Source organism: Streptomyces sp. A2-16 (assembly GCF_018128905.1).
Lineage (GTDB): Bacteria > Actinomycetota > Actinomycetes > Streptomycetales > Streptomycetaceae > Streptomyces.
Window position 1 is genome coordinate 1464128 of the sequence record NZ_CP063808.1, and the last position, 23687, is coordinate 1487814.

Consider the following 23687-nt stretch of genomic DNA (forward strand, 5'->3'; position numbering starts at 1 on the left):
ACCACACGTGCTGACCTGCGCTTCTCGCGAAGCGAGGGGTGATTCGTCCTCGGTTGTCAGTGCGCGCCGCTAGCCTCTGCGACATGCCCGCCCGTATCTCCGATCCCGATCAGCTCAAGGAGCTCCTCGGCATCCCGTTCACCCCGGAGCAGACGGCCTGCATCACGGCGCCGCCCGCACCGCAGGTGATCGTGGCCGGCGCCGGCTCGGGCAAGACGACGGTGATGGCGGCCCGCGTGGTCTGGCTCGTCGGCACCGGCCAGGTCGCCCCCGAACAGGTCCTCGGTCTCACCTTCACCAACAAGGCCGCCGGGGAACTCGCCGAGCGCGTCCGCAAGGCACTGATCAAGGCGGGCGTCACCGACCCCGACGTCATCGACCCGGACAACCCGCCGGGCGAACCCGTGATCTCCACCTACCACGCCTTCGCGGGCCGCCTGCTGACCGACCACGGTCTGCGCATCGGTCTGGAGCCGACCTCCCGGCTGCTCGCCGACGCCACCCGGTACCAGCTCGCCGCGCGCGTGCTGCGCGAGGCCCCGGGCCCCTACCCGGCCCTGACCCGGTCCTTCGCCGACCTGGTCAGCGATCTCCTCACCCTCGACGCCGAGCTCGCCGAACACCTGGTCCGCCCCGAGCAGGTGCGGGCCCACGACGCCGAACTGCTGCTCACCCTCCAGGGCGCCAAACTCACCAACGACGCCCTGCGCAAGGTCCCCGAGGCGGCCGCGGCCCGCCGCGAACTCGCCGACCTGGTCGTCCGTTACCGCGCCGCCAAACGCGAACGCGACCTGCTCGACTTCGGGGACCAGATCGCCCTGTCCGCACGCCTCGCGGGCATCCCGGAGGTGGGCCGCGTCCTGCGCGACGAGTTCAGGGTGGTGCTGCTCGACGAGTACCAGGACACCTCCGTCGCCCAGCGCGTCCTGCTGGCAGGCCTGTTCGGCGACGGCACCGGCCACCCGGTCACCGCCGTCGGTGACCCCTGCCAGGCCATCTACGGCTGGCGCGGCGCCTCCGTCGCCAACCTCGACGACTTCCCCGAGCACTTCGCCCACCCCGACGGGAGGCCCGCCACCCGCCAGGCGCTCAGCGAGAACCGCCGCAGCGGCGGCCGCCTCCTCGACCTCGCCAACGACCTCGCCGAGCCCCTGCGCGCCATGCACGCGGGCGTGGAGGCCCTCCGCCCGGCCCCCGGCGCCGAACGCGACGGCATGGTGCGGTGCGCCCTGCTGCCCACCCACGCCGAGGAGATGGACTGGCTCGCGGACTCCATCGCCCACCTCGTGCGGACCGGGAAGGAGCCCGGCGAGATCGCCGTCCTGTGCCGCACGGCGACCGACTTCGCCGAGATCCAGGGCGCGTTGGTGGCGCGAGACGTCCCGGTGGAGGTGGTGGGACTCTCGGGCCTGCTGCACCTGCCCGAGGTCGCCGACCTGGTCGCCGTCTGCGAGGTCCTCCAGGACCCCGGCGCGAACGCCTCCCTGGTCCGCCTGCTGACCGGCCCGCGCTGGCGCATCGGCCCCCGCGACCTCGCCCTCCTGGGGCGGCGCGCCCGGCGCCTGGTGTCCCACACGCGCGTGGCCGACGACGACCCCGACCGCCGGCTCGCCGAGGCCGTGGAGGGGGTCGACCCGGCCGAGGTGATATCGCTCGCCGACGCCCTGGAGACCTTCCTGGAGACTCCCCTCTACAGCGACGACGAGGACGAGGACGGGCTGCCCTTCTCGCCGGACGCGCGCGTGCGGTTCGCGCGCCTGGCCGCCGAACTGCGCGACCTGCGCCGCTCCCTCGCCGACCCCCTGATGGACGTCCTGCACCGGGTCCTCGCCGTCACCGGCCTGGAGGTCGAGCTGTCGGCGTCCCCGCACGCGCTGGCCGCTCGCCGCCGTGAGACCCTCTCCAACTTCCTCGACATCGCCGCCTCGTTCGCGGCGGGCGACAACGAGGCGACGCTCCTCGCCTTCCTCGCCTTCCTGCGCACCGCCGCCCAGTACGAGAAGGGCCTCGACAACGCCCTGCCCGGTGGCGAGAACACCGTCAAGGTGCTCACCGCGCACAAGTCCAAGGGCCTGGAGTGGGATGTCGTCGCCGTCCCCGGCCTGGTCTCCGGAACCTTCCCGAGCACCCAGGGCCGCGAGAAGTGGACCGCCCAGGGCAAGGTGCTGCCGCACGCCCTGCGCGGCGACACCGACACCCTCCCGGACATCGACTCCTGGGACGCGCGCGGCATGAGGGCCTTCCACGAGGCCATGAAGGACCACCAGCACACCGAGGAACTCCGTCTCGGCTACGTCACCTTCACCCGCCCCCGCTCGCTCCTGCTCGGCTCCGGCCACTGGTGGGGCCCCACGCAGAAGAAGCCCCGGGGACCGTCCGACTTCCTCCAGGCCCTGCACGACCACTGCGCGGCCGGCCACGGCGAGATCGAAGCCTGGGCCGACGAACCGGCCGAGGACGAGGACAACCCGGCGCTGCACAGCCGGACCGAGGACCAGATCTGGCCCCTCCCCCTGGACGACAGGGCCCTCTCCCGACGCCGGGCGGCAGCCCAGACGGTCCTGGACCACCTGGAGGACCTCGCCGCCCACCCGGACACCCACTCCGCCGCCGAACACGACCCGGGCACCTACGACGACCCGGACTGGCCCCCGCCACCGCACGACGAACCGCCGTACGACGAAGAACCGCCGTACGACGACGAACCCCCCTACGAGGACGAGATCGCCCACGAGGGCGAGATCGCCGGGGAAGACCTCCCCGACGACTGGGAGGCCCTCGCACCGGACCGCCCGGCCGTCCCGCACCAGGCCACGGCCCCGGAGACCGCCACCGCACCGGCACGCCCCCACCCCGCGGAACGGGGCGCCCTCACCCCCGAGGAAGCCCGCGCCATCGCCTCCTGGGACCGCGACCTCGACGCCCTCACCGGCGAGCTCCTGCGCGCGCGGGAAGCCGTCACCGACGTACCCCTGCCCGCGTCGCTCACCGCGTCCCAGGTGCTCCTCCTGGCCGCCGACCCCGACGGGCTCGCGCGCGAACTCGCGCGCCCCATGCCGCGCCCTCCGCAACCCGCCGCACGTCAGGGCACCCGCTTCCACGCCTGGGTCGAGGCCCGCTTCGAAGCCCTGACCCTGCCCATGCTGGAGCCGGACGACCTGCCCGGCAGCGACGCCGAGATCGCCGACGAACGCGACCTGGAAGCCCTCAAGGACGCCTTCGAACGAACCGAGTACGCCCACCGCACCCCCTACCGCCTGGAGACGTCCTTCCAGCTCGCCATCGCGGGCCGCGTGGTCCGGGGCCGTATCGACGCCGTGTACCGGCACGACGACGGGGACGGCACGACGTACGAGATCGTCGACTGGAAGACCAGCCGCACCCGCACCGCCGACCCCCTCCAGCTCGCCGTGTACCGGCTGGCCTGGGCCGAGCGCCAGGGCGTGCCTGTGGAATCGGTCACGGCCGCGTTCCTCTACGTGCGCACCGGAGACGTCGTACGCCCCAGAAACCTGCCCGGCAGGGCAGCCCTGGAGCGGCTCCTCACCCAGGAACCGGGAGGGAGATCGAACAGTCCCGAGTCGGCAGACTGTGAGGAACCGCCCAACGAGGATGTCGGTGCGGGCCGATAGGCTCATGACCATGAGCCATCCCGTTGACAGTGCCGTCAGCGCCGTCCGCACGTACATCGAGCAGCACCGCGCCGCCTTCCTCGACGACCTCGCCGAATGGCTGCGCATCCCGTCCGTCTCGGCCCAGCCCGACCACGGACCCGATGTACGCCGCAGCGCGGACTGGCTCGCCGCCAAGCTCAAGGAGACCGGCTTCCCCACGGCCGAGGTCTGGGAGACTCCGGGCGCGCCCGCCGTCTTCGCCGAGTGGCCCGCCGAGGACCCCGCGGCGCCCACGGTTCTTGTCTACGGCCACCACGACGTACAGCCCGCCGCCCGTGAGGACGGCTGGGACACCGACCCCTTCGAGCCGGTCGTCCGCGACAACCGCCTCTACGCGCGCGGGGCGGCCGACGACAAGGGCCAGGTCTTCTTCCACACTCTCGGTGTCCGCGCCCACCTCGCCGCCACCGGCCGCACCGCCCCCGCGGTGCACCTGAAGCTGCTGGTCGAGGGCGAGGAGGAGTCCGGCTCCCCGCACTTCCGCGCCCTCGTCGAGGAGCACGCACACCGGCTCGGCGCCGACGCCGTGATCGTCTCCGACACCGGCATGTGGGCCGAGGACACCCCCACCGTGTGCACCGGCATGCGTGGCCTCGCCGAGTGCGAGATCCGCCTGTACGGCCCCGACCAGGACATCCACTCCGGCTCCTTCGGCGGCGCCGTCCCCAACCCGGCCACGGTCGCCGCCCGCCTGGTCGCCGCTCTGCACGACGAGCACGCGCGTGTGGCGGTCCCCGGCTTCTACGACGGCATCGTCGAACTGACCGACCGTGAACGCGAGCTCTTCGCCGAGCTGCCCTTCGACGAGGAGCAGTGGCTGCGCACCGCCAAGTCGCGCGCCACTCACGGAGAGGCCGGACACACCACCCTGGAGCGCGTCTGGGCCCGCCCCACCGCCGAGGTCAACGGCATCGGCGGCGGCTACCAGGGCCCCGGCAGCAAGACGATCGTCCCGTCCTCCGCGATGGTGAAGCTCTCCTTCCGACTGGTCGCCGGCCAGGACCCCGGCCGCATCGAGAAGGCCGTCCGCACCTGGGCCGACGGACAGGTGCCCGCCGGAATCCGGCAGGAGATCACCTTCGCCGCCGCCACCCGCCCGTGCCTGACCCCGCTGGACCACCCGGCCCTGCAGTCCGTCGTACGGGCCATGGGCCGCGCCTTCGACCAGCCGGTCCGCTTCACCCGCGAAGGCGGCTCGGGCCCGGCCGCCGACCTCCAGGAAGTCCTCGGCGCGCCCGTGCTGTTCCTCGGCATCTCCGTCCCCTCCGACGGCTGGCACGCGCCGAACGAAAAGGTCGAGCTCGATCTGCTGCTCAAGGGCGTCGAGACCGCCGCGTACCTGTGGGGTGATCTCGCCGAGCACTGGAGTCATGCGCCCTGACCGTCCCGCGCCGCCCGGACCGGCAGCGCGCGCGGGGCACACCGGAAGGGCCGCCCCGCACCGCGCAGCCCCGCCGGACCCGGCCGCCCCGCGCCGTACGTACCGCCGAACCGCCCGCCGAAACAATCCGCTGCACCGGGGGAGTTGGAAGCACCCGTGACCACCTGGACCGACCACACAGCCGACCGTCCCGTCTCGCTCACCGCCCCCAGCGGCATCGACCGCGCCGCGCACCACCGGCTCGACGAGGCCTGGCTCGCGGCGGCATGGAGTCACCCCACGACCCGCTGCTTCGTGGTCTCCGGCGGCCAGGTCCTCATCGACGAGACGGCGGACGGCCGTACCGAACTCGTGATGACACCGTCCTTCGAGGCCCCGCTCACCGAGGCGCACCGCTACTTCCTCGGCATCGACGAGGACGGCGTCCGCTACTTCGCCCTCCAGAAGGACGCCCTCCCCGGCCGCATCGACCAGTCCGCGCGTCCCGCCGGTCTGCGCGAGGCCGGGCTGCTGCTGTCCGCGCGCGAGGCGGGCCTGATGGTGCACGCGGTCGGCCTGGAGAACTGGCAGCGCACCCACCGCTTCTGCTCCCGCTGCGGCGAGCGCACCGTCATCGCCGCGGCCGGCCACATCCGCCGCTGCCCCGCGTGCGGCGCCGAGCACTACCCGCGCACCGACCCGGCCGTGATCATGGCCGTCACGGACGACCAGGACCGCATCCTGCTCGGCCGCCAGGTGCACTGGCCGGAGGGCCGATTCTCCACCCTCGCTGGCTTCGTCGAACCGGGCGAGTCCATCGAGCAGTCGGTGCGGCGCGAGGTCTTCGAGGAGGCCGGCATCACCGTCGGACCGGTCGAGTACGTCGCCAGCCAGCCCTGGCCGTTCCCCTCCAGCCTCATGCTCGGCTTCATGGCCCGCGCCACCTCCACCGACATCGACGTCGACGGCGACGAGATCCACGAGGCCCGCTGGTTCTCCCGCGACGAACTGGGTGCCGCCTTCGAGTCCGGCGAGGTCCTCCCGCCGTACGGCATCTCCATCGCGGCCCGGCTGATCGAGCTCTGGTACGGCAAGCCGCTGCCGACGAGGAGCTTCGTCTGAGGCAGGCACGTCAGCGCGGACAGAAGAAGGCGGCCCCTGAAACACCTCAGGGACCGCCTTCCGGACCGTGCGGGGCCGACGCGTCCATATCCTGAAGATCGACCGCATCGCGGGTCAAGGAGCGCACCCGCGCGGGGGCGGCCATCGGTGTCCTACCAGCCCATGTCCCTGGCTACTTCCTCCTGGGCTGCGGCGATCTCTTCCTCGGTGGACTCGATGACGTCCACCTACTCCAAGCGCGCCAGCAGGTCTGCGAGGGCCTGCTTCTGAGCCGGATGCGTGATCGGTACGGCGTTCAGGTCGATGCTCATCAGCCAGTCGAACAGCACGATGGCATCGGAGCGCCACAGGCGGAGATCGACGGTCGGCGTGGACCCCCGTGGGAAACCCGTTTCCATACAGCCATCATGGCGAGTCGCCTGCATCCGAAAGACGGGCCCTCGGCACATGCCGGGTCGGCGGCATGTGCCGATGATCCCGATGGACTCCCCGGAACGCGCGAACCCCCGACCAGCACCAGGCCGATCAGGGGTTGCGCATCGCGGGGATCAGGCGCCCAGTGCCTGCTTCACCTGGGCAAGGCTCGGGTTCGTCATCACGACCTCGGTGCCGCCACTGGAGGGAACCACCTGAACGGTGGGTACCGTCTGGTTCCCGCCGTTCGCCTTCTCCACGAACGCCGCGGACGCCGGGTCCTGCTCGATGTTGATCTCGGTGTACGCGATGCCCTCGCGGTCCAGCTGCTTCTTCAGCCGCTGGCAGTAACCGCACCATGTGGTGCTGTACATCGTCACAGTGCCCTGCATGTCTCGCGCGCTCCTTCGGTGGCCCGGGGAAGAGGTGGTCCGATGGGGGAACGTACGCGAAGGGGGCGTCATTCCCGACCCGAGGTGCCCGGCCGGGTGACGCCTGCCGCATTAGTACGACTGCGGCTACCCGCCTGTGGACAACCGGCTCGTCCGTCTCCGCGGACCTGGCAGCATGGCGGTGTGACAGCAGCAACGCACTCCACGCTCTTCCCGCGCACACCGGACTCGGCCGACGCGGTGCTCGAAGGGCTCGACCCCGAGCAGCGCGAGGTGGCCACCGCCCTGCACGGGCCGGTGTGCGTGCTGGCGGGCGCCGGCACCGGCAAGACCCGGGCGATCACCCACCGCATCGCCTACGGAGTGCGGGCCGGAATCCTCCAGCCCTCCAGCGTGCTCGCCGTCACCTTCACCAACCGCGCCGCCGGAGAGATGCGTGGGCGGCTGCGCCAGCTCGGCGCCGTGGGCGTCCAGGCGCGTACGTTCCACTCGGCGGCCCTGCGCCAGCTCCAGTACTTCTGGCCGAAAGCCGTCGGCGGATCCATGCCCCGGCTCGTGGACCGCAAGATCCAGCTCGTCGCCGACGCGGCCGCCGCCTGCCGCATCCGCCTCGACCGGGGCGAGCTGAGGGATGTCACCGCCGAGATCGAGTGGTCCAAGGTCACCCAGACCGTGCCCTCCGACTACGCCCTCGCAGCCGCGAAGGCCGGCCGCGAGACCCCCCGCGCGGCGGCCGAGATCGCCCAGCTCTACGCCGCCTACGAGGACCTCAAGCGCGACCGTGCCGTCATCGACTTCGAGGACGTGCTGCTGCTGACCGTCGCCGTCCTCCAGGACCGGCACGACATCGCCGAACAGGTCCGTTCCCAGTACCAGCACTTCGTCGTCGACGAGTACCAGGACGTCAGCCCCCTCCAGCAGCGCCTGCTGGAGCTGTGGCTCGGGCAGCGGGACAGCCTGTGCGTCGTCGGTGACGCCAGCCAGACGATCTATTCGTTCACTGGCGCAACTCCCGACCATCTGCTCGACTTCCGCACCCGCCACCCCGGCGCCACCGTCGTCAAGCTGGTCCGCGACTACCGCTCCACCCCCCAGGTCGTCCATCTCGCCAACGGCCTGCTCGCCCAGGCCCGCGGCCGCGCCGCCGACCACCGGCTGGAACTGGTCTCCCAGCGGCGGCCCGGCCCCGAGCCCGTCCACACCGAGTACACCGACGAGCCCGCCGAGGCCGAGGGCGCCGCCCGCCGCATCAGGGAGCTCATGGACGCGGGCGTCCGGGCCAGCGAGATCGCCATCCTGTTCCGCACCAACTCCCAGTCGGAGACCTACGAGCAGGCCCTCGCCGACGCCGGAGTGCCCTACCAGCTGCGCGGCGCCGAGCGGTTCTTCGACCGGCCCGAGGTGCGCAGGGCCATCGTCAACCTCCGGGGCGCGGCCCGTTTCGGAGGCAACGACTCCCGGCTGGACGACGCCGTCGACCTGTCCTCCCAGGTGCGTGCCGTGCTCTCGGGCGAGGGCTGGACCACCGTGCCGCCGGCCGGCTCCGGGGCGGTCAGGGAGCGCTGGGAGTCGCTGGCCGCGCTGGTGAACCTCGCGCAGGACTTCGCCGCCGCGCGAGCCGGCGCCACCCTGAACGACCTCGTGGCCGAACTCGACGAGCGGGCCGGCGCCCAGCACGCCCCCACCGTCGAGGGCGTCACCCTCGCCTCCCTGCACTCCGCCAAGGGTCTGGAGTGGGACGCCGTGTTCCTGGTCGGTGTCGCCGAGGGCATGATGCCGATCACCTACGCGAAGACGGACGAGCAGATCGAGGAGGAGCGCAGGCTCCTCTATGTCGGCGTCACCCGCGCCCGCGAGCGCCTCCATGTCTCCTGGTCGCTCTCCCGCTCGCCCGGCGGCCGGCCCAACCGGCGCCCCAGCCGCTTCCTGGACGGACTGCGCCCCGGCTCCACCGCCACCACGGGACGAACCGCGGGCGGCGGATCCGCGGGCGTCGAGCGCGGCTTCACCAGCCCCGTCGGCGCCGCCCCGAGACGCACCCAGCGCACCCCGGCGCGCTGCCGGGTGTGCGGGCGCACGCTCACCGACGCGGGCGAGATGAAGCTCATGCGGTGCGAGGACTGCCCCTCCGACATGGACGAGGGGCTGTACGAGCGGCTGCGCGAATGGCGTGCCGTACAGGCGCAGCGCAGCGGACAGCCGGCCTTCTGCGTCTTCACGGACAAGACCCTGATGGCGATCGCCGAAGCCGTGCCCGACGACGAGCACGAGCTGGCGCGGATCCCGGGCGTCGGCCAGCGCAAGCTCAACCGCTACGGGGCCGATGTCCTGACCATCTGCGCAGGCCAGGAGGTTTCGGAGGAAGAGAACGAGGGCTGATTCCAACTCGTCGAAAAAATAGTTTGCGCATGCCCCAGCAATCCCCATAGGTTCTTAGCCACGGGGACGGAGGCCTTCTCGGAGGCCCCGATTCCGTGTTCTACTTGCATATCCGTCGGACAGCGGCTCGCGCCGCCGTCCCCAGAGACGCCGAGAGGAGGCGATTGAAGTGATCAGCATCAACAGCACCAAGGCCATCAACACCGCCAAAATGACCGATCGCTCGGTCGTCTCCGCGTGCATGCTCGGCGTTTCGAACCTGGGCACCGGTCTGTCCGGCATTCCTGCCGTGCGTCCGGCGTCCTCCGTGTCTCTCGCGGTCCTTCCCGTCCGTGAGCGCAATGAGCGACCGAGCAAGGCACTGGAAGCAGTAATGGCACAGGCGGATGCCTATGCCTTTGCGGCGGCCGGTGCCGGATTCCGGAAGCAGACGACGCAGCACCACCAGATGTGGGCCTTCCGTGGGCCAGAACCCTGGAGTGATCCAGCCTGATCGAAGATCAGGCCGGCGCCTTCAGGGCCGCGGAACCCCATCCGGGATCCGCGGCCCTTCTGTTTTCCCCGAACGGGGAGAGCGGAGCGAAGGGGTCTCGGGACAAGAAAAGAACCCGGTACCAAGCGACTACCGGTCCCACAGGGCCGGACCGAACAGACGAGGAAGACGAACCGTGCAACTCGAAGCGCACGCCCCGTCCGTACCGCCTTCCGAAACGATCCCCCCGCCCGGCCTCACGGAGGACTCCACCTTGATCCCGCTCACCGCGCTCACCGCGCTCGATGACGCCATCGAGAACCTCGGCGTACCCGTCCCCTGCCGTTCCTACGACCCGGAGGTCTTCTTCGCCGAGTCGCCGGCCGACGTCGAGTACGCCAAGTCCCTCTGCCGTACCTGCCCGCTGATGGAGGCCTGCCTCGCCGGCGCCAAGGAGCGGCGTGAGCCCTGGGGCGTCTGGGGTGGAGAGCTGTTCGTCCAGGGTGTCGTCGTCGCCCGGAAGCGGCCGCGTGGTCGCCCGCGCAAGAACCCGGTCACGGCATGAACATCGCAGGAACGATCGACCGCCCCCTCACGAACGACCCCAAGAAGCAGGCCCCGATGAAGCCGTCCACCAGCGAGCCCGTGGGCTCCGCGATCCCAGACTTCACCACCACCGACGCGAGCGACTCGCGTCAGAACAGGACCCGAGAGATGCAACTCATCCCAGAAGCCCTGGCTCGTGCGCATATGCACGACCGGCTGCATGAGGCCGAGCAGGAACGCCGGGCGATCCGCCTGGCGAGCGCTCGCCGGATGCAGCGCCGGGCCGAGCGCGCCTCCATGCGTGCTCGCCGTGCGCTCGCCATGGCCGTCATGCAGTAAGTCGACCCGGTAGTTCACCGCGGGGGTCGGTCCGTCCGAACGGACCGGCCCCCGCGGTGCGTTGTGCACGCCGTGCCGTCGGGTCCGGCGTTATCGTCGGCGAATGACGAGTCTTCCCGGAGACGACGGCGACGGCGGGGCTGCGGCGCGGCCCCTTGTGTGCGCCCGCTGCGGCACACGGGCCGAGGGCGCACAGCCCACCTGGACCTGTTCCGTGGAGAACGGCGTCCGCCAGTACTTCTGCGACACCTGCTCCCGGGAGAACCTCAGATCCATCGAGGGGCGGCTCGACTCGGCCTGGTGGTAGGCCGGCCGGGCTCACGCCTCCGCGGCCGTCTCCTGCTCGTCCTCTTCCTCCTCCGCCACGAACCCCGGCAGCCACTCCTGCAGTTCCTCGCGCAGCCGGACCGCCGCGCCCAGCTGGCACAGCACCCCGATGGTGCTCAGGGTGACCCGGTGTATCAGCAGGTACGCCGGCGGCAGGTTGAGCTGTTTGCCCAGTTGGTGGGCGGGGGAGCGGGGGTCGGCGATCCGGGCGGCCTGGCTGCGCATCCAGCCGCGGGTGAAGGTGAACTCGTCGATCTCGGCCGGTTCGATGATCGGCAGCAGGTAGTCGAGGACCGCGTCGGGATCCAGCTCTATGGACTCCTTGACGAAGCCCTCCGCGCAGAGGAGTTCGTAGACCGCCTCCGCCTCGCCGTCCAGCGTCATGCGCAGACAGGTGCCGATGGTGTCCGGCAGGCCGCCGGAGAGCCGGTCGACCGTGCCGAAGTCCAGGACACCCAGGCGCCAGTCCTCCTCGCCGTCCGGACCGCCGGGCAGGAGCCGGAAGTTGCCCGGGTGCGGGTCGGCGTGCAGCAGACCGGTGCGGGCTGGGCCGGAGAAGAGGAACCGGGCCAGCAGCTGGCCGGCGCGGTCGCGCTGCTCCTGAGTGCCCTCGGAGATCACCTCCGACAGGGGCACGCCCTCGATCCACTCCGTGATCAGAACCTGGTCGCTCTGGTGGACCACCCCCGGCACCACGACGTCCGGATCGTCCGCGAACTCCTCGGCATGCGCCTGCTGGGCCTGTGCCTCCAGGCCGTAGTCGAGCTCCTCGGAGACCCGGTCGCGCAGCTCGGCGATGAGGGGCTTGATGTCGATGCCGGGAACCAGCGGTCCCAGCAGGCGGGCGAAGCGTCCCAATTGGTTCAGATCGGACAGCAGGGCCTCGCCGGCCCCCGGGTACTGGACCTTGACCGCCACCTCGCGCCCGTCGTGCCACACGGCCCGGTGCACCTGGCCGATCGACGCCGCCGCGGAGGGCTTGTCGTCGAACTCGGCGAACAGCTCCTGCCAGCCCTCGCCCAGCCGCTCCTCGAGCACCGTGTGCACGGTGCGGGTCGGCATCGGAGGCGCCGCCTCCTGGAGCTTGGTCAGGGCCGCGCGGTACGGACCGGCGACCTCCTCGGGAAGCGCCGACTCGAAGACGGACAGGGCCTGGCCGAACTTCATGGCCCCGCCCTTGAGCTCTCCGAGCACCTTGAACAGCTGATCAGCGGTGCGCTGCTGCAGCTCGCGGCCGACGATCTCCGCGGACTCACCGACGATCCTCTTGCCGAGTCCCCAGGTGGCCCGCCCGGCGAAGCCGAGCGGGAGCGCGGCGAGTTTGGCGGTTCGGGTGACCGCCTTCCGGGGAAGATCAGACATGCGCCCTCCAGGTCCCAGCAGGCCGTGGCGCGGTTGCCTTACGGCACAACTCCTCCGACGACCGATGCTCCGTCATTGTCTCGTGCGCAGCCTCCTCCTTGGAGGTGTGTTCTCCCTTACCTTTCTCCGCGGCCCCGCACAGGCATGCGGGATGCGGCCGGACCGGCCGAGCGTGCCAGGTCAGGCCGGGCAGTGCGACCTCCCAGCGGGCGCCCGCGCTTGACGGGACCCGGCCGTCCAGGAAGGCGAGCGCGTGCGAGGCCGCCAGGCCGGCGACCGTGGTGGCGAGGGCCAGGTCGCAGGAGCGTACCGACTGCCGTCTGCTGCCCGAGCGCCACTGGGCGACCAGCCGGGGCCAGGCCGGGTCGCTGTCGGTCCGTGTCTCGTGCAGACAGCCCGCGCAGCCCGTCTCGCCCGGCAGGACGAGCGGGCCGACCACTCCCGTCGCCTCGACCACACCGGCGTACAGATGAGGTGTGCCGGACCGGACGAAGGGCTCGCCGGTGGCCGGAGCGGGCGCGTGCACGTCGACGTCGTCCCGTGGGGCGAGGACGACCAGGGCGAAGCCGGGCTCGTCCGCCCCGGCCGAGGCCCGGGGGCCGTGGCGCGGCGGGCGTCCCGGAGCCGCTGCGGACACCGCCCGGCGCGCGGCGGCGTCCCTGCGGTCGCCGACGGAGGCGGCGGGCAGCCCGCCGGGGGCCACGTCCCCCGGCTCGACCCGGCCGCCGTCCCGCACGTCGACCTCCCCGACACCGGCGCCCGACAGGAGTGCGGCCAGCACCGCCCCCACCCGTCCCGCGCCCCTGACCTGCACGCGCAGTGAACGGCGGGCGGCCAGGAGCCTCATCGCCTCACCCGGCTGCGACGTGGTCAGCGAGAGTGACGCCAGGTCGGGCGCCAGCCGGTCGAGGACGTCCTTCTTCTCCCGCAGCGCGTCCGCTGCCGGACCGCCGCCCCTCGCGTCGTCGACGAGCCCGGCTCGCGCCAGCCTCCCCACCAGGGTGTCGACATGGCCTTCGGGCAGATCCATACGGTGTCCCTCCTCCCGCAGCAGCGCGAGACCGCGCGTGCCGTTGATCAGGTCGAGGAAGCTGCCCGTCGCCGTGTCCATGGGGCCCAGCGTCAGCGCGTGCGCCGGGGTCATCCCGAACTGCACGGTGTTGAGATCGCGCCAGCCGCGCCTGAGCGCCGGCTTCAGCTGCGGAACCATCGTGTGCGCGAGCGGCACCACTGCTTGCATGACAGGCCCCCGTAGCCCTCGTAGAACGTCCCCGTCCGCCGCCGGAGCCCTGGTGACGGTCGGTCGTGGCCGCGGCGGCGATGCCAGCATGCCCGGACCCCGCCCACATGTGCCGAAAGTTGTCCACAGGTGAGGGCCATTCGTCGTACGAATCAGACGCATGGTGGGCGATCGGAAGCGAACCGTCCCGGACTCGGGACTTCCCCCGTGTGCAGCGGGTAACGTCAGGGCGTGCCCGCCGACCCACTGCACAGCGCCGGAACGCCACAGCGCAGCACGACGAGCCAGCCGCCGAGCGGCTCGGGGGCGAGCGCGATCGAGGTGCGCAGGAGTTCCCGTCGCCGTCGGACGGTCTCCGCGTACCGCGAGGGCGATCGCACCGTCGTGCTCATCCCTGCCCGGATGTCCGAGGCAGAGGAGCAGCGCTGGGTCACCGTCATGCTCGACAAGCTGGCCGCCCAGGAGAGCAAACGGCTGCTCGGCGACACCGAACTCTCCGAGCGCGCCCAGCGGCTCTCGGCCCAGTACTTCGAGGGCCGGGCGCGGCCCACCTCGGTCCGGTGGGTCACCAACCAGAACACCCGCTGGGGCTCGTGCACCCCCTCCGAGGGCAGCATCCGGCTCTCGCACCGGCTCCAGGGCATGCCGGAGTACGTCGTCGACTACGTCCTGCTGCACGAGCTCGCGCATCTGCTCGTGCCCGGGCACGGGCCCCGGTTCTGGCGGTTGCTGGAGGCCTATCCGCGCACCGAGCGGGCCAAGGGATATCTCGAAGGCGTGGTCGCGGCGGACCGGTTGCCGCACCTTCCGGGCTCCCGCGAGGACTGACCGGCGACCCGAACGGGTTTTTGTACCGGATCTGTACCGACCTGAGCCGGTGTCGGAGTTTGCCGTTAGCCTGTCGCGACGCACTCGCATCGGGATGGGGGACGGTCGTTACGCATGGCCAGGGAATTCCAACGCGGCCACAAGGCCAAGATCAGTGACCTGACCGCGGGCACGGACCTGTACGTAGGCGTACAGATCTCCGGCCCCGGACTGACCTTCGACATCAGCTGCTTCGGCCTCGACGCCGACGAACGGCTCTCGGACGACCGCTACTTCATCTTCTTCAACCAGCCGAAGTCCCCCGAGGACTCCATCCAGCTCCTGGGTGCCCAGTCGGGCGACACGGAGTCGTTCCGGGTCACGCTCGATCAGATTCCGTCGCAGATCCAGAAGCTGTCGTTCACGGCGACGATCGACGGCGCCGGCCAGATGTCGCAGATCGCCCCCGGCTACCTCCGCATCGTCGCCGGTGGCGAAGAGGTGGCCCGGTACCCGTTCGACGGCAGCGAGTTCTCCACCGAGCGTGCCGTGATGGTGGGCGACCTGTATCTGAAGGACGTCTGGCGGTTCGCCGCGGTCGGCCAGGGATTCGACGGCGGTCTGGACGCGCTGCTGAAGAACTTCGGCGGCGAGGTCGCCGAGGAGGAGCCCGAGTCCGCCCCCCAGCAGCCCGCGGTCCCGGCCCAGTCCCAGCCACCGGCCTTCGCCCCGCCCCCGCAGGCAGCCCCGCCGCCCGCGCCCGCACCGTCCTTCGGAGCGCCGCCGGCCCCCACGCAGGCCCCGTCCGCCCCCGCGCCCGCCCCTCCCTCCGCGCCGACGAGCCCGCAGACGTTCACCCCTCCGGGGCAGACCTTCACCCCGCCCGGCGCGCCGCCCGCGGGCCAGTACGCGCCCCCCGGCGCGCCCGCGGGTCAGTTCTCGCCCCCGGGCGCCGTCGCCGGCCAGTTCGCGCCGCCCGGTGCTCCCGGCGCCTTCCCCGGCCAGGCGCAGCCCTTCGGCGGCGGCACCCAGCTCGCCCCCGTGCCGCCCGAGGCCAACGTCCGGGTCGTCCTGACGAAGTACGCGGAAGCCCCAGTCGGCGACCGCTGGACGGAGCAGAACCACAACCTGGTGCGGGCCACCCTCACCAAGGACGCGCCCATCCTCGCCAAGCAGGGCAGCATGGTCGCCTACCAGGGCGACATCGACTTCGCCCACAAGGGCTCGGGGCTGCTCGGCAAGCTCACCGGAGCCCTCACCGGCCAGGGCATGTCCCTGATGCGCTGCACCGGCAACGGCGAGGTGTTCCTCGCCGACGAGGCCAGCCGCGTCTTCGTCATCCGCCTCCAGGGCGAGCAGCTCTACACCAGCGCCCAGGGCGTGCTCGCCTTCGACGAGTCCCTGGAGACCGAGGTCCGCCGCATCGAGGGCGCGGGACTGCCCGGCGGGGGCTTCTTCAGCATGCTCTTCTCCGGCACGGGAGCGGTCGTCGTCAAGACACGCGGCGTGCCCGTCGTCCTGCCCGTCGGCGCGGCCACCTACGTTGACGGCAACGCCGTCATCGCCTGGTCCGCCGGTGCGCAGGCGGTCACCACGACCTCGCTCAGGCTGCGCCGCTCCGGGTACGCCCGGCAGACCACCGAGGCCGTGAACCTCCAGTTCCGCGGCGCCCCCGGCAACTTCGTCGTCGTACAGCCCTTCGAGGTGTGAGGCCATGGACTCCCAGACTCTGACCGCGCACCGCGCCGCCGCGACCGGCGTCCGCATGAGTGTGCACAGCTCCAAGACGCTCAAGGTCACCATGGTCACCGGGCAGGACCTGATCGCCAAGGCCGGCTCGATGATCGCGTACGACGGCTATGTGCAGTTCGACGGGGCACCCGCGAGCCTGCGCCGCTCGGCGGAGGAGATGGTCACCGGAGAGGGCGGCCGGCTGATGCTGGCGCGCGGCGACGGCGACCTGTACCTCGCCGACTACGGCGGCGACATCCTCGTCCTGCACCTGAACGGCGAGGCCCTGTCGGTCAACGGCGCCACCCTGCTGGCCTGCGACGCCTCGCTGGAACTGGCCATCGAGCCGGTCAAGGGACTCGCCAAGCTCTCCGGCTCCGGCCTGACGAACCTCGTCATCAAGGGCACCGGCTGGGTCGCCCTGGTCAGCCGGGGCATCCCGATGGCCCTGGACTGCGCCGAGCGCGAGACGTACGTCGACCCGGACGCGCTCGTCGCCTGGACGACCGGCCTGGAGATGAAGGCCCGCCGCACCATCAAGGCGAGCGCCCTCATCGGCCGCGGCAGCGGCGAGGCCTTCCAGATCGGCTTCAAGGGGCAGGGCTTCGTCGTCGTCCAGCCGAGCGAGGACACCGGCGACCGATTCAAGATCCGGGGCTGAGGGGAGCACCAGGCACATCATGCACAGCACACTCTTCGCACACGTCCCGGTCGAGTCGACCGGGCGCTACACGCTGCAGAACCCGCAGCTCCTGAAGACGGACGTCACCCAGGGCAGCAGCCCCGTCCTCGCCCGCCAGGGCGCCATGGTGGCGTTCGAGGGGCAGGTCGAGTTCGACAGCCAGTACCGCAACCGCAGCTGGCGCAACGCCGAGCGGATGACCGGTGAGCGCCTCGAACTCATGCGCTGCAAGGGCAACGGCATCGTCTATCTGGCCAACCTCGCCCAGCACCTGCACATCATGGAGGTCGGCCGCGGCATCACCGTCGACAGCTCCTACGTGCTGGCCTTCGACGGCTCCCTCGGTGTCGGCATCGTCGCCGTGGACAGCGCCGTCGAGGTGGCCTCCGCCGGCGCCTACAACCTGGAGCTCTCCGGCTCCGGGCAGGTCGTCCTGATGACCTCCGGCGAGCCGCTGGTCCTCGAGGTGGGACCGGACAAGAACGTCTGCGTCGACTCCGACGCCGTCATCGCCTGGTCCACGTCCCTGCGCACCCAGCTCCAGGCGCCCACCTCCACGTCCGGCGTGTGGCGCCGCAGGGGCACCACCGGCGAGGGCTGGGAAATGCACTTCGGCGGCACCGGCCACGTCCTGGTCCAGCCCAGCGAACTGCTTCCGCCCCAGGGCATGCGCAACGGCGGAGTGCTCGGCCAGTTCGGCATGCGCGGCAACTCCCTCGGGGGCAGCAACAGCTAGCCACGTGCGAGGGGCGCCCGCCGTTGCCGGGCGCCCCTCGCATCCGCGGCGGCACGAAGCTCACAACCTCGCGCGCGTCGCTTCCAGCAGTCGTACGACGGACTCGTCCGCCACGTCCGCCACCTCGCCGTAGGCGAACCAGCGCACGTCGAGGGACTCCTCGCTGATCGCCTCCACGGCGCCGGGCGGGGCGAGGGCCGCGTACTGGACGTCGAAGTGCCAGTGGCAGGGCGCCGGGATGGGATGCCGGTCGAGGCGGACCGGGCCGCCGGGCAGCAGGGTCAGACCGGTGACGCCGGACTCCTCCGTCGCCTCGCGCAGGGCCGCCGCCTCCAGGGAGGTGTCGACCGGCTCGCAGTGGCCGCCCATCTGAAGCCACATGCGCAGCTTCCTGTGAAGGGTGAGCAGAACGCGCTCGCGCGACGGGTCGATCACCAGGGCGCTCGCCGTGATGTGCCCCGCCTCGCAGGACTTCCACATGCCGTCCGGGTGAGCCGCGAGATGGTCCAGGTAGGTCTGGCGAAGATCTGCCTGGTCCTCGTATCCCTTGAGGACCAGGGCAGCGTCGTCATGGAGGCTCACTCCGCGTTGCCACCCTCGGCGGAGTCGTCCTTCTTCTTGAGGTCCGGCTTGTCGGCCGCCTCGCCGAGCATCTTGTCCAGCTCGGAGAAGTCCAGCTGCTCGCGGTGCACGAAGCCGTCCGGGTCGTCCAGGTCGGAGGCGGTCGGCAGCATGTCCGGGTGGGCCCACAGACCGTCCCGGCCGTCGACCCCGCGCGCGTCCGTGAGCGAGGCCCACAGGCGGGAGGCGTCGCGCAGCCGGCGCGGGCGCAGCTCCAGGCCGATCAGCGTGGCGAACGTCTGCTCGGCCGGGCCGCCCGAGGCGCGCCGGCGGCGCAGCGTCTCGCGCAGCGCGTCGGCGGACGACAGACGCGGCTTGGCGGCCGCGTGGACCACCGCGTCCACCCAGCCCTCCACGAGCGCCAGGGCCGTCTCCAGACGGGCCAGCGCCGCCTTCTGCTCCGGGGTGTCCTCCGGCTGGAACATGCCCTGCTGGAGGGCGTCCTGCAGCTGCTCGGGGTTCTGCGGGTCGAACTGGCCGACCACGTCCTCCAGCTTGGCGGTGTCGACCTTGATCCCGCGCGCGTACCCGTCGACCGCGCCGTACAGGTGCGAGCGCAGCCACGGCACGTGCGCGAAGAGGCGCTGGTGGGCGGCCTCGCGCAGGGCGAGATACAGCCGCACCTCCTCCTTGGGCACGCCGAGGTCCTTGCCGAAGGCCTCGATGTTCGCCGGCAGCAGCGCGGCCTTGCCGGCCGGGCCGAGCGGCAGGCCGATGTCGGTGGAGCCGACGACCTCGCCCGCGAGCACGCCGACGGCCTGCCCGATCTGGGTGCCGAACATGGCGCCGCCCATCGAGCGCATCATGCCGATCAGCGGGCCCGCCATGGCCTGCATCTCCTCCGGCAGGACATCGCCCATCGCGGTGCCGACCCGCTCCGCGACCGGGTCGACGAGCTCCTTCCACGCGGGCAGGGTCGCCTCGACCCACTCCGCGCGGGACCACGCCACGGCCGAGCCCGCGCCGGACGGCAGCGACGTCGCGTCGTCCAGCCACAGGTCCGCCAGCCGTACGGCCTCCTCGACCGCGGTGCGCTCGGCGGGACCGATGCTCGCGTCCTTGGTGCCGTCGGAGGTGCCCTGGGAGACCGTCTGGCGGGCGATCTGCTTGGCCATGTCCCAGTTCACCGGGCCGCCCTCGTACGAGAGCATCTGGCCCAGCTGCTGGAAGGCGGCGCCCAGGTCGGTGGGGTTCAATGATCCGAACATGGCTGCGAGTGGATTGTCCGCACCGGGGCCGCCAAAGCCTCCGGCGCCGGGCAGCCCGCCGAAACCGAACGGGTTGGCCGGGTCCTGACCACCACCGCTCTGCTGGTCCTTCTTCTTGCCCTCGTCGCCGTCGTCCGGCTCCTCCGGCGGAAGGCCGAATCCGAATGGGGTGTCACTCACGGGATTCCTCGGCTGGTAAGGCCACCGGTTGCCTCCGGCGGCGCGGCTGCCCGATAACACCCCCCAGCGTAGACACCGACGGCCGTCAGGGCCTCGGTGCGCCGCCGACTGTCCGCCTGCGGCAGGATGGATGCCACCTGGTACGTACGCGTCACTCGCGTTCCTACTGAAGACAACCGCTGGAGACGCCCGGTGAGTTCCCCTGATCCGCAGGTTCGCGCAGCGCGAAACCAGTCAACCAATCCCGCCGCGCGCGGGCCAGTCGTCGCGGTCACCGGCGCCGCGTCCGGCATCGGAGCGCTGCTCACCGAGCGGCTGGCCGCCTCGGAGGAGATCAAGCAGGTCATCGCGCTCGACGAGCGGCGCGGCGAGTGCGCCGCGGCGCAGTGGCACATCCTGGACGTACGGGATCCGGCCATCGCGGAGAAGCTGCGCGGGGCCGATGTCGTGGTCCACCTGGCGCTCGACCTCGATCTGGAGACCGACCCGGCGGCGCGAACGGCGTACAACGTGCGCGGGACGCAGACCGTGCTGACCGCCGCGGCGGCCGCGGGCGTCCACCGGGTCGTGCTGTGCACCTCCGCCATGGTCTACGGGGCGCTGCCGGACAACGAGCTGCCCCTGTCGGAGGACGCCGAGCTGCGGGCCACCGCGGAGGCGACCGGGGTCGGGGACCTGCTGGAGATCGAGCGGCTCGCGCGGCGGGCCCCCCGGGCGCACCCCGGGCTCAATGTCACCGTGGTGCGGCCCGCCGTGCTGGTGGGTGGCGGCACCGACACCGCTCTGACCCGGTATTTCGAGTCGCCGCGGCTCCTGGTCGTGGCCGGGTCCCGGCCGGCGTGGCAGTTCTGCCATCTCGAGGACCTCTGCAGCGCTCTGGAGTACGCCGTCCAGGAGAAGGTCGACGGGGAACTCGCCGTCGGATGCGACGGCTGGCTGGAGCAGGAGGAGATCGAGGAGCTCAGCGGTATCCGCCGGATGGAGCTGCCGTCGGCGGTGGCGCTGGGCGCGGCCGCGCGGTTGCACCGGATCGGGCTGACGCCGTCCCCCGCCGGGGATCTCGCGTACACGATGTACCCCTGGGTGGTGAGCGGGAGCCGGCTGCACGACGCCGGGTGGCGGCCGCAGTGGACCAACGAGGAGGTCCTTGCGGAGCTGCTGGAGGAGGTCGCCGGGCGGCACACGGTCGCCGGGCGGCGGCTGGGGCGGAAGGACGCGACGGCGGCGGGGGCGGCCGGAGCGACGGTGGCGCTGTTGGGCGCGGCCGCGGTGGTGCGGCGGGCCCGGAAGGCGCGGCGGAGGATCTGAGCGGAGCGCGCTGCGGGGGCCGGGTCAGTTCGCGGGGCGGCTGCGGGTGCGTTGTGGCTGGTCGCGCAGCTCCCCGCGCCCCTTCGGGCGCGCGCATCTGTACGAGTCTCCAAACGCACGCACGCGTGTGCCGGGCGAAACCGCTATTTCCCGTGATCCGGGGCGTGCGGCACGATGGGACCATGGCACCCACCAACGACCATCCGGGCGAGCAGGCCGCGCAGGACCCCATCAAGCTGATCGCCGTCCGGGACGCGCCGCTCTCCCTCGACGAGGTCTTCCGGGCCGTCGGGGACGACGCCGCCGGGGGGACCGCCCTGTTCGTCGGGACCGTCAGGAATCACGACGGGGGTGCCGACGTCGACAAGCTCGGCTACTCGTGCCACCCCAGCGCCGAGGCCGAGATGCGGCGGGTCGCCGAGAAGGTCGTCGCCGAGTTCCCGGTGCGGGCGCTGGCCGCCGTGCACCGGGTGGGTGATCTCGGGGTGGGTGATCTCGCCGTGGTCGTCGCCGTGTCCTGTCCGCACCGGGGGGAGGCCTTCGAGGCCTGCCGGAAGCTGATCGACGATCTCAAGCACGAGGTGCCGATCTGGAAGCACCAGACGTTTTCTGACGGTACGGAGGAATGGGTCGGCGCCTGCTGACCCTTCCGTCGGCACCTGCTGAACCCTTCCTTCACCTCTCCGGTTGCGTAACCGCACCCCTGGCGTGAGCGTTGTCAGTGCGGATGGTTAATCTGCTGATCAGTCAGTTTTCTGCGGTGGCTCAGTGTGGGGTCGGGAGGTCGGCATGGGGGCGCTCGTCTGGTTGTTGATTCCGTTCGTGGCCGCGGTCGCCGCCGGCCTGTGGGGCAGTTGGGCCAACCGCACCCGCAAGATCCGCAGCGACGGTCCCGAGCTCGACGGGTACGCCCGCTTCCGCGCCGCGATGGAGAAGTCGCACTCCGGCACCTGAGAGCAGTCGCCGCCCACGGGACAGCGGCGCCCTGACGATGGTCTGACAGACACGTCCCGTACTGTCGTGCCATGCCACGCCGCACCGCGACGATGCTCGCCTCCACCCTGATGCTGATCGCGCTCCTGTGCGCGGGAGTCTTCATCAATGTGCCCTATGCCGAGATGTCACCGGGCCCCACGGTGAACACCCTCGGGGACCACGGCGGCGAGCCGGTGCTGCAGATCTCAGGACGCAAGACGTATCCGACGAGCGGCCACCTGAACATGACCACCGTCCGGGTGACCAGCGCCGACTACAAGATGAACCTCGTCGAGGCCGTCTACGGCTGGCTCGCGCACGACAACAAGGTCGTCCCGCACGACACGCTCTACCCGGACGGCAAGACCGAGGAGCAGTCGACCCAGGAGAACGCCGAGGAGTTCAGCCAGTCCCAGGAGAGCGCCAAGGTCGCCGCCCTGAAGGAGCTGAAGGTCCCGGTGCAGTCCTGGGTGATCGTCTCGACGGTCGTCAAGGACTCCCCGGCCGAGGGCCGACTGCACGCCGGTGACGTGATCAAGGCCGTCGACGGTACGGCGGTCAAGGCGCCGGACGACGTCGCGAAGCTGGTGACGAAGCACAAGCCGGGCGAGGACGTCGTGTTCACGATCGTGCCCGCGAAGGAGCAGGCCGCCGCCGAGAAGGCGCACAGGACGGCCACGAAGACCGAGAAGATCACCATCACGACCAAGGCGTCCGACGACGAGGGCGCGAAGCGTGCCATCGTCGGGATCGCCGCCGGGACGGACCACACCTTCCCGTTCACCATCGACATCAAGCTCGCCGACGTCGGCGGCCCGAGCGCCGGGCTGATGTTCGCGCTCGGCATCTACGACAAGCTCACCCCGGGCAGCCTGACCGGAGGCACGTTCGTCGCCGGCACCGGGACGATCGACGACGACGGCAAGGTCGGCCCGATCGGCGGTATCGAGATGAAGACCGTCGGCGCGCGCGACAAGGGCGCCCAGTACTTCCTGACGCCCGCCGACAACTGCGCGGCCGCCGCCGAGGACACCCCGAGCGGGCTCACCCTGGTCAAGGTGAACACCATCGAGGACGCCCTCGGCGCGCTCAAGGACATCCGCGAGGGCAAGACGTCCGACCTGCCGAAGTGCACCAAGGGATAGCCCCCAGGGCTACTCCTCGAACGTCGCCGACAGCGCCTCCGCCAGGCCCGGCACCAGGTCACCGCCCGTGAGGACCTCCGTGGGGGAGTCCTTCTCGCGCAGCCGCAGGGCCGAGTCGCGGGTGCCGTTGCGCAGGACCGCGACCGTCATGCGGACCTCCTGGCGGTCCGGGTGCTCGGCGACCCACTTCGCGAGCTTGGCCTCGCCGAGCCCCTGCGGGACGGACGCCTCGGCGGACGGCGGCAGCATCAGCCGCTCCACGGTGAGCGCACAGCCGACGACCGCGTCGGGCCAGGCGATGGTGCCGAGGAACTCGTCGAGGGGCTTGCCCGCGGGAATCTCCTCCTGCTCGATGGGGGTCAGACCCGAGGACTCCTGCGCTTCCTCCAGACCGAGCTGGCTCGCGAGAGCGGGTTCCTGGGCTCGCAGCCGGGCGGTGTCTACGAGGGCGAAGAGGCGAGCGGGCTGGTCCCAGCCGAGGCCGGAGGCGTACTCGTCGATCTCGAGTACGGCCCGGGTGAGCGGGCTCGCCGCCATGGGAGTGTTGGACATGGTCACAATCCTGCCTCGTTCGTGACCGGAATCGGGAACCGAGTAAACGGTGAGTAAGTTGCATAGGTGTGGGCCCGCGATCACGGGGGCCACGGAGGGGCTCACGAACACGAGG

Annotated in this window: 23 protein-coding genes; 16 read left to right on the forward strand and 7 right to left on the reverse strand. The window is 71.5% G+C overall.

Annotation, left to right across the window (positions count from 1 at the left end; genetic code table 11):
• The first annotated feature begins 83 nt into the window (after nucleotides 1-83).
• From IOD14_RS06790 to nudC, 3 genes are all read left to right on the forward strand, one after another.
• On the forward strand, nucleotides 84-3632 hold the full coding sequence (locus IOD14_RS06790; RefSeq protein ID WP_212669875.1) for an ATP-dependent DNA helicase: 3549 nt from the start codon (nucleotides 84-86) through the stop codon (nucleotides 3630-3632).
• Nucleotides 3633-3636: 4 nt separating this feature from the next.
• Nucleotides 3637-5055 (forward strand): dipeptidase, encoded by a 1419-nt coding sequence (locus tag IOD14_RS06795; protein ID WP_212669876.1) that lies wholly within the window; start codon nucleotides 3637-3639, stop codon nucleotides 5053-5055.
• A gap of 156 nt (nucleotides 5056-5211) precedes the next feature.
• Nucleotides 5212-6156, forward strand: coding sequence for an NAD(+) diphosphatase (gene nudC, locus IOD14_RS06800; protein ID WP_123991521.1), 945 nt, complete (start codon nucleotides 5212-5214; stop codon nucleotides 6154-6156).
• 227 nt (nucleotides 6157-6383) lie between these two features.
• On the opposite strand, the gene IOD14_RS06805 is transcribed toward nudC, so the two are convergent.
• Both IOD14_RS06805 and IOD14_RS06810 read right to left on the reverse strand, forming a co-directional pair.
• On the reverse strand, nucleotides 6384-6554 hold the full coding sequence (locus IOD14_RS06805; RefSeq protein ID WP_212669877.1) for a hypothetical protein: 171 nt from the start codon (nucleotides 6552-6554) through the stop codon (nucleotides 6384-6386).
• Between the two features lie 150 nt (nucleotides 6555-6704).
• Nucleotides 6705-6962 (reverse strand): mycoredoxin, encoded by a 258-nt coding sequence (locus tag IOD14_RS06810; protein ID WP_123991523.1) that lies wholly within the window; start codon nucleotides 6960-6962, stop codon nucleotides 6705-6707.
• A gap of 42 nt (nucleotides 6963-7004) precedes the next feature.
• On the opposite strand from IOD14_RS06810, the gene IOD14_RS06815 reads away from it, so the two are divergent.
• From IOD14_RS06815 to IOD14_RS06835, 5 genes are all read left to right on the forward strand, one after another.
• Complete coding sequence (locus IOD14_RS06815; protein ID WP_349252426.1) at nucleotides 7005-9341, forward strand: ATP-dependent DNA helicase UvrD2; 2337 nt, start codon at nucleotides 7005-7007, stop codon at nucleotides 9339-9341.
• 169 nt (nucleotides 9342-9510) lie between these two features.
• Entirely contained in the window at nucleotides 9511-9834 is a 324-nt protein-coding gene (locus IOD14_RS06820; RefSeq protein ID WP_123991525.1) for a hypothetical protein, read from the forward strand.
• A gap of 175 nt (nucleotides 9835-10009) precedes the next feature.
• Entirely contained in the window at nucleotides 10010-10378 is a 369-nt protein-coding gene (locus IOD14_RS06825) for a WhiB family transcriptional regulator (protein ID WP_020119791.1), read from the forward strand.
• Nucleotides 10375-10698 (forward strand): hypothetical protein, encoded by a 324-nt coding sequence (locus IOD14_RS06830; protein ID WP_123991526.1) that lies wholly within the window; start codon nucleotides 10375-10377, stop codon nucleotides 10696-10698. The genes IOD14_RS06825 and IOD14_RS06830 overlap by 4 nt, the downstream gene beginning before the upstream one ends.
• Nucleotides 10699-10801: 103 nt before the next feature.
• Nucleotides 10802-11005, forward strand: a complete 204-nt coding sequence (locus IOD14_RS06835; RefSeq protein WP_123991527.1) for a hypothetical protein — start codon at nucleotides 10802-10804, stop codon at nucleotides 11003-11005.
• An 11-nt stretch (nucleotides 11006-11016) separates the two neighbouring features.
• On the opposite strand, the gene IOD14_RS06840 is transcribed toward IOD14_RS06835, so the two are convergent.
• Complete coding sequence (locus IOD14_RS06840) at nucleotides 11017-12387, reverse strand: AarF/ABC1/UbiB kinase family protein (protein ID WP_212669879.1); 1371 nt, start codon at nucleotides 12385-12387, stop codon at nucleotides 11017-11019.
• Nucleotides 12380-13597 (reverse strand): TOMM precursor leader peptide-binding protein, encoded by a 1218-nt coding sequence (locus IOD14_RS06845; RefSeq protein WP_212673223.1) that lies wholly within the window; start codon nucleotides 13595-13597, stop codon nucleotides 12380-12382. The genes IOD14_RS06840 and IOD14_RS06845 overlap by 8 nt, the downstream gene beginning before the upstream one ends.
• A 261-nt stretch (nucleotides 13598-13858) precedes the next feature.
• Here IOD14_RS06845 and IOD14_RS06850 point away from each other — a divergent pair, with 261 nt between their 5' ends.
• The 4 genes from IOD14_RS06850 (at nucleotide 13859) to IOD14_RS06865 (ending at nucleotide 17583) form a co-directional block, all read left to right on the forward strand.
• A complete protein-coding gene (locus IOD14_RS06850) occupies nucleotides 13859-14455 on the forward strand; it encodes a M48 family metallopeptidase (RefSeq protein ID WP_212669880.1) in 597 nt (198 codons plus the stop codon).
• A 114-nt stretch (nucleotides 14456-14569) separates the two neighbouring features.
• Nucleotides 14570-16144 (forward strand): TerD family protein, encoded by a 1575-nt coding sequence (locus IOD14_RS06855; RefSeq protein WP_123991530.1) that lies wholly within the window; start codon nucleotides 14570-14572, stop codon nucleotides 16142-16144.
• A 4-nt stretch (nucleotides 16145-16148) separates the two neighbouring features.
• Nucleotides 16149-16826 (forward strand): AIM24 family protein, encoded by a 678-nt coding sequence (locus IOD14_RS06860; protein ID WP_123991531.1) that lies wholly within the window; start codon nucleotides 16149-16151, stop codon nucleotides 16824-16826.
• Between the two features lie 19 nt (nucleotides 16827-16845).
• On the forward strand, nucleotides 16846-17583 hold the full coding sequence (locus IOD14_RS06865; protein WP_123991532.1) for an AIM24 family protein: 738 nt from the start codon (nucleotides 16846-16848) through the stop codon (nucleotides 17581-17583).
• A 60-nt stretch (nucleotides 17584-17643) separates the two neighbouring features.
• Here IOD14_RS06865 and IOD14_RS06870 read toward each other — a convergent pair whose 3' ends face one another.
• Nucleotides 17644-18165 (reverse strand): NUDIX hydrolase, encoded by a 522-nt coding sequence (locus IOD14_RS06870; protein WP_212669881.1) that lies wholly within the window; start codon nucleotides 18163-18165, stop codon nucleotides 17644-17646.
• Nucleotides 18162-19592: a zinc-dependent metalloprotease gene (locus tag IOD14_RS06875; protein ID WP_123991534.1), complete on the reverse strand. Its 1431-nt coding sequence runs from the start codon at nucleotides 19590-19592 to the stop codon at nucleotides 18162-18164. The genes IOD14_RS06870 and IOD14_RS06875 overlap by 4 nt, the downstream gene beginning before the upstream one ends.
• A 192-nt stretch (nucleotides 19593-19784) precedes the next feature.
• Here IOD14_RS06875 and IOD14_RS06880 point away from each other — a divergent pair, with 192 nt between their 5' ends.
• The 4 genes from IOD14_RS06880 (at nucleotide 19785) to IOD14_RS06895 (ending at nucleotide 23020) form a co-directional block, all read left to right on the forward strand.
• Nucleotides 19785-20900: an SDR family oxidoreductase gene (locus IOD14_RS06880; protein WP_123991535.1), complete on the forward strand. Its 1116-nt coding sequence runs from the start codon at nucleotides 19785-19787 to the stop codon at nucleotides 20898-20900.
• Nucleotides 20901-21082: 182 nt separating this feature from the next.
• Complete coding sequence (locus tag IOD14_RS06885) at nucleotides 21083-21544, forward strand: molybdenum cofactor biosynthesis protein MoaE (protein WP_123991536.1); 462 nt, start codon at nucleotides 21083-21085, stop codon at nucleotides 21542-21544.
• 145 nt (nucleotides 21545-21689) lie between these two features.
• Entirely contained in the window at nucleotides 21690-21854 is a 165-nt protein-coding gene (locus IOD14_RS06890; RefSeq protein ID WP_174269232.1) for a hypothetical protein, read from the forward strand.
• Between the two features lie 71 nt (nucleotides 21855-21925).
• A complete protein-coding gene (locus IOD14_RS06895) occupies nucleotides 21926-23020 on the forward strand; it encodes a PDZ domain-containing protein (protein WP_123991537.1) in 1095 nt (364 codons plus the stop codon).
• 9 nt (nucleotides 23021-23029) lie between these two features.
• Here the strand turns inward: IOD14_RS06895 and IOD14_RS06900 are convergent, their stop codons facing one another.
• A complete protein-coding gene (locus IOD14_RS06900; protein ID WP_174269233.1) occupies nucleotides 23030-23572 on the reverse strand; it encodes a PPA1309 family protein in 543 nt (180 codons plus the stop codon).
• Nucleotides 23573-23687 lie beyond the last annotated feature (115 nt).